Consider the following 12688-nt stretch of genomic DNA (forward strand, 5'->3'; position numbering starts at 1 on the left):
TTACTTCACAATCTGAACCCACTGCCCTTTGGTACGAGCTATGAAAGTATTATCATACATAGCTTCGCATTGCACACCTGGAAGATAATAATTCCCAAGATAAGACGCATTAATCAGCATTTTGAACACTCTTGTTTCTCCAGATTTTAATCCAAAATAATAATTGGCTCTATCATCACGGATATCAATATTATCTACAACATTTTCTGTGGCATTACCAAAGTCGGTATAACGGGTATTCACAATTTCAAAACCAGAAGGCAATATTTGCGTAAGTGCAATATTTGGAACATATTCAGTGCGTTTGTTTCTAAGAACTACTTCGGCAATTAGTTCGGTACCTTGAGCGATTTTAGACACATTAACTACCTTTCCTTTTCTATCTTTAAATACTACAGACGCTGTAACATTATTAGAAGCTACTTTTTCTTGACCTACAGGTAAAATTTCGCTTGTAATAATTCTGATGAATAAGGTATTATTTTTAGTATTTTTAATACTTACTTTACCTATTCCTGCTTCCGTTAAAATGGTTCTTTGTGCAATAGGTTTTGTGGAGTTTATAGCTACTGTTTTTCCAGTGTTTGTTACTTGCACATTAATTCCTTTACCTCCATTGAATTTGGCAAACTTCGCCATGGCACATAAAGCATAGGCAGTGGTTTGAGTACTCATCCAAGTATTAGACGAAAGATTTCTAGCTAAAGTTACTGCTGTTTTAAATGCTTTTTGTTTTTGATTCAACAAAATTAAGGTTTCTAGAGTCATCGCTCTATTTCTATCAGAAGAACCATAACTATAGTAATAACTAGATTTTGTATCGTCAATATTACTTCGCAATACTAATTCATTTGCCGCACTAGACTGTTTGACAAGGGCATAAGTAGCCGCTAAACGAAGTTTTGTTTCATTAGAAATTCCCTTTGTTTCACGTAAACGATTCATAGAGGCTAAATCAGGAGCATCGGCTAATGCCAATGTGTATAAGCGATACGATTGATTAAGATCAGTATTATAATCATTTTCCATTCTCCATTGTTTCGCAATTTTTTGTTGGTATGCAATCCACTTAGATTTAAAGTTTACTGGTAAAGCATAACCTTTTTTCTCGGCCTCAATCATAAAATGTCCTGCATAACTTGTTCCCCAGTCATCAGGAGTGTTTCCTCCTTCCCAGTAAGCGACTCCACCATTTGCAAGTTGGAAACTTGATAATTTAGCAATTCCTTTGGTTACATTTTTTTGAATAGATTGTTTTCTTATTGGATCTAAGTCAATTACCTCTGTTAAATATAATTGAGGAAATACAGAAGAAGTTGTTTGCTCAACACAACCATGAGGATATTGGATAAGATAATCTAAACGTCTTCCAAAATCAACTGTTGGAATAGATGAAATTTCTATAACAGCTTTATTACTTCCTACTACTCCAAAAGATTTCCAAGAAAGCACTTTTTGACTATTCGCTCCTAAAACCGCATCTGAAGTTAAAGTAGTGACAGGATTAGGATTCATTACATCCACCTCAACCTCATACACTGATTTTTGGTTACCTGAAGTTGCAATAACTTCTATTTTACCTATCCCTGTAGTATTTCCAACGCTTAAATCGAAATAGGCCATTTTTTCATCAGGAGAAGTGAAACTTAATTTTTGAGTAGCACTACTAATTATTTTAACAGAATTATTTGTCTTTACATGAACAGTTACATTTTTAATATTTTTTTCGGTAGCAAAAACAGTAACCGGCAGCGTCACTTTTTCTGATGGAGAAATTTTTCTTGGCAAAGATGCTAGAACCATCAAAGGACTTTTAACAGCTGTAACTTTTTCGGCCATTCCATAAGCACCTTTTTCGGCATTTGCTGCAACGACCATCGTTTTTACAGAACCTATATATTTTGGTAATTTAATTTGGTGAGTTTTAGAATCACCGCCCCCTATTTTATAGGGACCAAAATACATTACAACAGGTTTAAAGCGATTTGCTTTTTTCGCATTAGCACCACCTTTTTCGGCATCACCTCCTATACTAAAAATTTGATTCACTCGACCACCGTAGGCTCCAATAACATTATCATAAATATCCCAAGTACGAACACCTAAAGCTTCGCGAGCATAAAAACTATCCCAAGCATTAGGAGTTTTAAAACGAGTTAAGTCTAACAAACCTTCATCTACAACGGCAATGGTATACGTCATAGGCAACCCCTTTTCTTCACTTACTTTAACATTTACTGTACTTTCTGGTTTAATTACATCAGGCATTGTAATTTTTGGTTTCAACACAGTTTCTTTATCCACTACACTAATAGGTACTAAACCATACATACGAATAGGTGCATCATTTTTAGTTGAAGCGTGTGGCCGCAGCATGGTAATATTGATATATACATTTGGAGCCATATCCGGTGTTATATCTAAATCCACCTGTGTTTCGCCTCCTGAAGTTTTTTTCCCAAAAAGTTTTTACTACTCTTGAACCATTTTCAATAGAAATTAGAGCACGACCGCCTTCACTTGAAGGAAAGAATATTTTAGCTGTTTCACCTACATTATATTCCTTTTTATTTGTTGAAAAACGGAGCATAGTTGCTTCTTTTCCATCGGAATTTTTCGAACGTTCCGACCAATAAGGATAATCTAAAAATACGGTATTCCCTGTAGCATGTCCATCATTAGGATCAATGGCTCTCACTAAATAACGCCCCCAATCATTTTCTGGAACTGAAAAAATCACCTCACCACGTCCTGATGCATCTGTATTAATTACATATGATTTGTAAGCTGTAGTGGAAGTACTAGTACTATAGTTAGACAAATTATCAGAAGATTCATCCCACCACCATCTAGAGTCTATTTTATATACCCTAACTTGTAATCCTCTAATAGGTTTAGGTTGGCCATTTTCGTTTAGGGTAATAAATTCGTAGCGATTATTTTTACCTGTTTCTAATAATCCATATTTATTAGGTTCAGGAACTTTAATACCTACATAAGTTGGATAAGGAGAATACTTCACGCTACTTACATCTGTGCTTACATCACCTCCATTTTCATATACTTTAGTAATGAAAGCGGCATTTAGCATTCCTGGTGCTTGACCTTGTAGAGTAGGATCTATTGAGAAACTTGCAAGACCTTGTTGATTAATCTTTCCTGAAAAAATATTTATTTCTTCTGTTGAAAAAGTTCTTGTAGGATCATCAAAAACATAGTTTGAATAACCACTAAAAGTAGTCACTTGTTGAGAGAATTTTGCTTGGACTTCTGCTTTTAAATCTTTAGCAACAGCACCATGCATCCAAGTTACTTTTATGGTATTTTTATTTTTTATTGAAGCAGAAAGAATACCTTTATTAAAGCTATTTTTAATTTTTAATCGATTAGGTTTTATTGTTTCAATTTTTACGCTTTTATAAAAATTAGCGCCTCCTATGCTTATCATGGCTTCCCAATTTCCTGTTGGAGCAGAAGCACTAGTTGCTAAATCAAAACGATAATGATTGTCTTCATTTGTTTTATGAATATATTGATAAACGGTTTTGCCTGTTGGATCATTAAACCTAAATTTAATTGGATGATTTACAGGAATTTTATTAGCGTTGTCATTAAAAACAAATGACAAATGAATAGAGTCTCCAGGACGCCATACACCTCTTTCTCCGTAAATATATCCTTTTAATCCTTTTTGTAATGTTTCTCCTGCAACATCAAAATTACTCAAAGATAAAGACAACTCGTCATCAAGTTTTACATAAGTAGTATTTTTATCTTGTTTTACTATGGCAAAATAAGCAAATTTCTTTAAGTCAAATTTTGCAATTCCATCACCATCCGTAGTTGTTGTAGCTATTTTTTGTTGCTGATAGCTGTATAAATCTACTGTTGCACCACTTACAGGCTCTGTTGATACAAGATTACTTACTGCTATGGTTACACTTTTATTATTCCCTCTTTTAGCGATAACACCTAAATCAGTAGCTAAAATATTCGTTGAAACTTTTGTATTGTTATAATAATAATCTGTACAAGGATCTTGACTTTGTAACCATTCATAATCTTCTTCGTAATAATAATCATAATCTTCCCCACTGTAATTTACATCATCTTCATCTATTTCTTCTTCCTCTACTATTTCTTCATTATCTCCAGAACATTTGTATAAAGCGTGAGCTTTCTTAAATGAAAACTCTACTCTATAGATACATCCTGGTTCTGATTCTATAATTTTTGATAAATCAAGAGCATAAGTATTCCATTTCGTATAATCTAAGAGTTCATTTTGTTTTAACTCAAGTGTTGTTTTGGCTATTGGTTGACTAACTTTTCGTAAATTTCTATTACCATTTAATTCATTATCTTGTAAAAACTGTAAGATATTACTTTCATATATCTTATAAATTTTAACATCTACTTTTTTCAAATTTGCAGCTTCAAAGTTTATTTGTAAATTGCTAGAACTTGGTAAGATTGTCCCATTTTTAATTAATTTTATAGCTGGCTTTATAGATTCAAAGTCTATTGTTTTAGAATAACTTTTCTTTAATTCATCTCCATAAATATTTTTAATACCTTGAAAAATTTCAACTAATCTAGATCCATTTAACTCTGTTGTTTGAATTTCTTCTGTCTCTGATTCAGATTCTTCTTCAATATATGATTCTTGATTTTCTTCTGAAGAGGAAACGGTGGTTGCCGAATCTTCTACTTCTTCTTGAACAGCAGCTACAGCTGAATCAATAGAAGTAGCTGTAGTATCTACATTTTGTTCTACTTCTATAACTGATTCTTTAACAGGCTCTGCTACAATTACTTTTTCTTTTTCAGGTTTATAATTATTAAAAAATACCTTTAGAACATTTCCTATTGTTGCATATTTTACCCCATTTGTATTTTGAATATTTACCAAGCCACTAAAGTCTTGATCTTTTTTTAAAGGATCTGAAAAATTAATTAACAAAGATTGATTATTTTCATCACCTATCTTAATAGTCATTACTTTAAAGTCATTCTTTGCAGGTATAGATAATTTTGTTTTTCCGGCATTTTCGGCATCAATTTCATCTCCATCCCATTCTAACACTATTTCACTTGCCTGATCAAAACGCTTGATACCTTCTACACGATACTTAAATTCAGTATTAGTACTCTCTTCTTTATCAAAAACTATATCTAAATCATCTCCATCTTGAGCACACTCCAATAAATCTTCAACATCATTAAAATCAGCTACATCTGCGGTTTTAACTGTTCCTAGTAAATAATACATTTCTTTATCAGATGATTGTAATTCATCTGTTTTCACGACAAAATCTTGTTTAATTGTTTTTAAAGAAAATTTAAACTCTTCTAATTCTTTTGGGACTTCTTTTATTTTTCCTAAATTTAAACTTACTTGATATAAAGTATTTTGATCTAGTTTTTCTTTAGGAACAAAAGCTACTGTATTAGACGAAAGTGCTATTACTTTCCCACTTACGCTGGGTGAAATATCAAACAAATCACTATCTAATTCTTGGTTTACTTTCCAAGCGGGGTTATTAAAAGCTAATTGAACTCGAATATCAGACTTAACAGAAACAAATCCTGATGTAAAAGCTGAAATATACGCTCTAAATAATCCAAAATTAGAATTAAAATCAGATGCTTTTTTAGAACAGGAAAACTGAAATAGAAGTACATAGAATAAGACAAGAAACCTAGATAATTTCATATTTTTTTAAATTGTTTATTTTTTAGATTAAGTAACGTAAATGTAGAAGATTTAATGTATAAATATAACAGAAAAATTAATTTCGTTAAACACCTACAAATATTGTTAAATAATAGTAATTTTGAAGCACTCAAAACAACACATTATTTTTTGATTGAATGAGAACAGATGCATTTGCTTTAAGACACATAGGTCCAAGACAAGAAGACCTTCAACACATGTTTAAAACAATTGGTGTAAACGACATTGACCAATTATTGTACGAAACTTTTCCAGATGGAATTCGTTTAAAAGAAGACATTAAATTAGACGCTCCAATGACTGAATATGAATATTTAACTCATATTACTCAATTAGGAGCTAAAAACAAAGTTTTCAAATCATATATTGGAATGGGCTATCATCCAGCAATTGTTCCACCAGTAATACAAAGAAATATTTTTGAAAACCCAGGATGGTACACTGCTTATACTCCTTATCAAGCTGAAATAGCACAAGGTCGTTTAGAAGCTTTATTAAATTTCCAAACTACTATTATTGAATTAACAGGGATGGAAATTGCAAATGCTTCTTTATTAGATGAAGGAACTGCTGCAGCTGAAGCAATGACACTTCTTTTTGATGTTAGAACACGTGATCAAAAGAAAAAAACACTAACAAATTCTTCGTTTCAGAAGAAATTTTACCTCAAACTTTATCTATTTTAATAACCCGAGCTACTCCTTTAAATATTGAATTAGTAGTAGGTAATCACGAAACTTTTGACTTTTCATCGGATTTCTTTGGAGCAATTTTACAATACCCAGGAAAATACGGTCAAGTATATGACTATGGAAGTTTTATAGCAAAAGCTGCTGAAAACGAAATTAAAGTAGCGGTTGCTGCTGATATTTTATCATTAGCTAAACTAACATCTCCAGGTGAGTTAGGTGCTGCTGTTGTGGTAGGAACTACCCAACGTTTTGGAATCCCAATGGGATTTGGAGGCCCTCACGCCGGTTTCTTTGCCACTAAAGAAGAATACAAACGTTCAATGCCAGGAAGAATCATCGGTGTTTCCGTTGATGTAAACGGAAACCGCGCTTTACGTATGGCATTAGGTACACGTGAGCAACATATTAAACGTGAAAAAGCAACTTCAAATATTTGTACAGCTCAAGTTTTATTAGCAGTTATGGCAGGTATGTATGCTGTATATCATGGACCAAAAGGATTACAATACATTGCTGACAAAGTTCACGCAAGCGCGGTGACTACTTCAAAAGCCTTAGCTTCATTAGGCATTAATCAAGTAAACTCTTCTTTCTTTGATACACTTTTAGTAAAAGCAGATGCAAACAAAGTAAGAGAAATTGCAGAGAAGAATGAATTTAACTTCTTCTATCCAAATGAAAGTTGTGTTTCAATTTCATTTAACGAAACTACTTCTATTGCAGACATCAATATTATTCTTTCAATCTTTGCTGAAGCAACAGGTAAATCCGCTATTCACGTTTCAGAATTAGCTACTGAAAACCATATCCCATCTAACTTAATCAGAATCTCTACTTTCTTACAACACGATGTTTTCAACAACCATCATTCAGAAAGTCAGTTGATGCGTTATATCAAAAAATTAGAGCGTAAAGATTTATCACTAAATCACTCTATGATTTCTTTAGGCTCTTGTACCATGAAATTAAATGCTGCGGCTGAGATGTTACCTCTTTCATTACCAAACTGGAATAACATCCACCCATTTGCTCCAACCGAACAAGTACAAGGTTATTTAACTATGTTAAAGAAATTAGAAGAGCAATTGAATGTAGTTACGGGTTTCAAAGGTACATCTTTACAACCAAACTCAGGTGCTCAAGGTGAATATGCAGGTTTAATGGCTATTCGTGCTTACCACATTTCTTGTGGCGAAGGTCACCGTAATGTATGTTTGATTCCATCATCTGCTCACGGAACCAATCCTGCTTCTGCAGCAATGGCAGGAATGAAAATTATTGTTACTAAAACGACACCAGAAGGAAATATAGACGTTGAAGATTTAAAAGCAAGAGCTATTGAACATAAAGACAACTTATCTTGTTTAATGGTTACTTATCCATCTACTCACGGTGTGTATGAATCTTCAATTATTGAGATCACTAACTTAATCCACGAAAATGGCGGATTGGTATATATGGATGGTGCTAATATGAATGCACAAGTTGGCTTAACAAACCCTGCTACAATTGGTGCTGACGTTTGTCACTTAAACTTACACAAAACCTTTGCTATTCCTCATGGTGGCGGTGGACCTGGTGTAGGACCAATTTGTGTAAACGAAAAATTAGTTGACTTTTTACCTACTAACCCTATTGTAGCAACTGGAGGTAAAAATGCTATAACAGCAATTTCGGCTGCACCATACGGATCTGCTTTAGTATGTTTAATTTCATACGGATATATAACTATGTTAGGAGCAGAAGGCTTGAAAGCTTCTACACAACATGCTATTCTAAACGCAAATTACATGAAAGCTCGTTTAGAAGAACATTACCCCGTTTTATACTCTGGAGAAATGGGACGTGCTGCTCACGAAATGATTCTAGATTGTCGTGAATTTAAACAAAATGGAATTGAAGTAGGTGATATTGCTAAACGTTTAATGGACTATGGCTTCCATGCTCCTACTGTATCTTTCCCTGTAGCTGGTACATTAATGGTGGAACCAACCGAGTCAGAAGATTTAGCGGAATTAGATCGTTTTTGTGATGCGATGATTTCTATCCGTAAAGAAATTGCAGAAGCCACAGCAGACAATACTAACAATCCATTAAAAAATGCACCACATACTTTAGCTATGTTAACAGCAGATTCTTGGGATTTACCGTACTCAAGAGAAAAAGCTGCTTATCCGTTGGAATATATTATAGAAAATAAATTCTGGCCTTCTGTTCGTCGTATAGACGATGCATATGGCGATAGAAATTTAGTTTGTTCTTGTGCTCCAATTGAAGCGTATATTGAAAACTAAAACAAAATATTTTATAATTTAAAAACAACCTTCTCTTTTGAGAAGGTTGTTTTTTTAGCTAGAATGCAAAAAAAAGTATTTTAAACAGATATATAGAAATTAAAAAAGAGTTTTAATATGAATTTCATAAAAATCATACTCTTTGAAAAATTTTCACAAAACCAGTCATTAGTTTAACTAAATTAGTTTCTTTTAAACCCCAAAACATGAATATAAGAATTACGGGTTCAGGAAGTTATATCCCAACCGAAATAGTAACTAATTTAGATTTTGCTAAACACGTTTTTTTAAATGATGATGGCAGCCCCTTTCCCTTACCTAATGAAACCATTACTGAAAAATTTCATGACATTACAGGAATTGAAGAACGCAGATATGTAACGAATCATCTACTAACTTCTGATATTGGAACTATAGCTGCTAAACACGCTATTGAAGATGCAGGAATTGACCCTGAAACTTTAGATTATATCATTTTTGCTCACAATTTTGGAAATGTAAAGCATGCAGCTATACAAACAGATATTTTACCGAGTTTAGCTACACGTGTAAAACATGACTTACGCATTAAAAATCCTAAATGTGTAGCCTATGACATGCTTTTTGGCTGTCCTGGATGGATTGAAGGTGTTATTCAAGCAAAAGCCTTTATTCAGGCAGGAATGGCTAAAAAATGTTTAGTAATAGGTGCTGAAACTTTATCACGAGTAGTAGATCTACACGACCGTGACAGTATGATTTATTCAGATGGAGCCGGCGCAACTGTAATAGAACTTTCAGAAGAAGAAGGCGGAATTTTAGCACATGAGTCAGCGAGTTATACTTATGATGAAGCCTATTATTTATATTTTGGAAATTCTTTTAACAAAGAACACGACCCAAATGTACGCTACATTAAAATGCAAGGGCGAAAAATTTATGAGTTCGCTTTAAACAATGTCCCAAAAGCAATGAAAGAATGTTTATACAAAAGTGGCATTGATATAAATGAAGTAAAAAAATCTTAATTCATCAAGCGAATGAAAAAATGGATGAAGCTATTATTCAACGTTTTTACAAACAATATAAACAAACACCTCCAGAAGGCATTATGCCAATGAGTATTCACAAATTAGGTAATTCAAGTGTAGCAACTGTTCCTACTTTATTTGATTTAATTATTAAAGGACAGATCCAAAACCAAGAAATCAACAAAGGAGATATTATTATTTTTGCTTCCGTTGGTGCTGGAATGCATATCAATGCTATTGTATATAAATATTAAGTAATATTAAAAGAGGCTATTCGAAAAACATAAGAAAACTGTACTTGTATAACTCTATTATAATAATTCCTTTAAAAAGACACTATCCTACAAAGTGTGTAAGTTAAAAAGTTTAGGCTTGGATTTTATAATCTGAGCCTTTTTTCAAATATAAGATTAAATTGGTTTAAAACAATACCCCAATTTTGTATTGGCATCGACCATTTTTTAGTTGCTTCTTTTAAGGCAAGGTAAACCGATTTTATTACCGCCTCATCTGTTGGAAACGACATTTTGTTTTTGGTGTACTTGCGAATTTTCCCATTAAGATTTTCAATTAAATTTGTGGTATAAATAATTTTGCGGATTTCTAACGGGAAGTCAAAAAAGATGGTTAATTCGTCCCAATTTTCCCTCCAAGATTTGATAGCATATCCATATTTAGATTCCCATTTTTGAGCAAAATCTTCTAGAGCTAACTCGGCGGCTTGTTTTGTTGGTGCTGTATAGACTAGTTTCATGTCGGTTGTAAATTGCTTTTTATCTTTCCATACGACATATCTACAAGCATTTCTTATTTGGTGAACCACACAAATCTGTGTTTGTGATTCAGGAAAAACAGAACGTATGGTTTGAGTAAATCCGTTTAAATTATCGGTAGCCGTTATTAAAATATCTTCCACTCCGCGGGCTTTTAAATCGGTTAAAACACTCATCCAGAAGCTTGAACTTTCATTCTTACCTAACCACATACCAAGAACTTCTTTTCGTCCTTCATGATTAAGTCCTACTGCTAAATAGATAGTTTTATTGATTACTTTTGAGTTTTCACGAACTTTGAAAACAATTCCATCCATCCAAACAATTAAGTAAACTTCATCTAATGGTCTGTTTTGCCAGGTTACTATCTCACTTGCTACTGCATTAGTAATTCTTGAAATGGTAGAAGTTGAAATGTCAAAATTATACATTTCTTTGATTTGCTCTTCAATATCACTAACACTCATTCCTTTAGCATAAAATGAAATGATAACATTCTCTAAACCATCAATAATATTATGTCTTTTAGGGACTAAAACAGGTTCAAAACTACCTTCTCTATCTCTTGGGACTTTAATTTGATCTTCTCCAAAGGAAGTCTTAATCTTCTTGGTTCCATGACCATTACGATAATTGCCGTCAGAGGTTTTTTGATGTTTTTCGGTATCTAAGTGAGCATCTAGTTCGGCATTGAGCATGTGTTCTACTGCTCGTTTATGCATTTGCTTAAAAAAGGAAGATAAATCTTCTCCATTTTTAAAGGATTTAAAAAAATCCTTGTTGTTTAATAAGTCTTCTTTGTCTATCATAACTATGTAAATATATAAAACGTTAAAAAGTTATTTCCGAAAAATTTTAGCTCTTTTAAGCGAGCTAATTTTTCAGAATAACTTTTTAACTTACACAGTTTGTGTTATACTGCCTTAAAAAAATTACTTTCAATAGATCAAATAGAGTTACCAAGAGCACTGCTTTTTCAACCTATTTAGACATAGTTCTACGTTTTACCCTTTCCGAATAGCCTTTTAAAAACAATTGATCTCTATTGTTTTAATCTAACAATTACACCATAGGTTTTCCCTGCTACTAAACTAGCTTCTTCTAAAGATTTAAAATTCAATGCAGATTTTATTATTTGACGTACATTTTTATCAGAATTTTTAACATCTAACACAACTAATTCATTATCAGAATTGATCGTAAACAACACATAAGCAACACTTTCTTTTTCTATTTCAATATCTTTTAACGCATTTTTTGTCACTTCTGTTATAACTTTTGTTGCTTTTGGTAGATCTTCATCTACTTTAAAAACTTTTGCGATTACTAATTCAGAACTTAATAAAGCTGAAATAACGACTAATAGATTAATTAATTTTTTCATGATTTCTTTTTTCTATTTGTTTACAAGACAAAATTACAACAAGAAATTTCATAAAAAACAGATTTACAGAAGCTTAACTTACATTTAAATCCTTATTTATTTAAATTTTAAAACCATTCAAAAGACATCGATGTTTTCTGAAAAATTCACAATAAAAATGAAAAAAAATAAAATTTATACTATTTTACAATTAACATTAAATTAAAACAAAGAATTATATCATAAAGCCACTATAACATAAACTATGTAAGTAGGAAAATAGACACTACCCTAAAAAATTTCTAATCTTCCCAACCACATAAGGTTAAACCATATTCGTTTGCTTCTCTTAAAGAAATTTTTATAATCTCATGTTTACAAGCATTAAGACCTCTGCAATCTTCTCCATAGTGATATTTTTTTGCCCCTTTACTTCCGCAAATAAAAACATTTGTTTCTTTTTACTAAATCCAGTTAGTAAAACAAAAATACTTACATAAATGACTCTTTTCATTTTTTTAGATTTGGATTATTTTTTATAAGATTTTACTAGTTTATAAATAATCAATATGTTATAAGGATAAAACAGAAGTCATTCTACTTCTAACTCATATTCATTACCTTTATCATCTACAGCTTGAAGTTTCCCATAACCAATCCACTCTACTTGAATGTTAATCTCCTCTTTTTTAACAGTCATAATTATACCTGCTCCATACTTCCCTTCTATATCAATATTACCTGTAACTTGATTACCTTCTTTATCATATCCTTTTACATTATAATTATATTTATATTCATTATATTTTCCTGTTCTAT

General features: G+C 32.2%; 3 protein-coding genes and 3 pseudogenes. 2 read left to right on the plus strand and 4 right to left on the minus strand.

Annotated features, from left to right (window positions below; translation table 11 throughout):
- Nucleotides 1-5716 (minus strand): annotated as a pseudogene (locus JJC03_RS19365) (alpha-2-macroglobulin family protein).
- Between the two features lie 158 nt (nt 5717-5874).
- On the opposite strand from JJC03_RS19365, the pseudogene gcvP reads away from it, so the two are divergent.
- Nucleotides 5875-8723: pseudogene (gcvP, locus tag JJC03_RS01200) on the plus strand (aminomethyl-transferring glycine dehydrogenase).
- 206 nt (nt 8724-8929) lie between these two features.
- Nucleotides 8930-9987: pseudogene (locus tag JJC03_RS01205) on the plus strand (3-oxoacyl-ACP synthase III family protein).
- Between the two features lie 125 nt (nt 9988-10112).
- Here JJC03_RS01205 and JJC03_RS01210 read toward each other — a convergent pair.
- From JJC03_RS01210 to JJC03_RS01220, 3 genes are all read right to left on the minus strand, one after another.
- Nucleotides 10113-11315: an IS256 family transposase gene (locus JJC03_RS01210; RefSeq protein WP_088401338.1), complete on the minus strand. Its 1203-nt coding sequence runs from the start codon at nt 11313-11315 to the stop codon at nt 10113-10115.
- 233 nt (nt 11316-11548) lie between these two features.
- On the minus strand, nt 11549-11890 hold the full coding sequence (locus tag JJC03_RS01215) for a hypothetical protein (RefSeq protein ID WP_088399765.1): 342 nt from the start codon (nt 11888-11890) through the stop codon (nt 11549-11551).
- Between the two features lie 340 nt (nt 11891-12230).
- On the minus strand, nt 12231-12383 hold the full coding sequence (locus tag JJC03_RS01220; protein WP_235873843.1) for a hypothetical protein: 153 nt from the start codon (nt 12381-12383) through the stop codon (nt 12231-12233).
- Between the last annotated feature and the right edge of the window lie 305 nt (nt 12384-12688).

This window comes from Flavobacterium oreochromis (assembly GCF_019565455.1).
GTDB lineage: Bacteria > Bacteroidota > Bacteroidia > Flavobacteriales > Flavobacteriaceae > Flavobacterium > Flavobacterium oreochromis.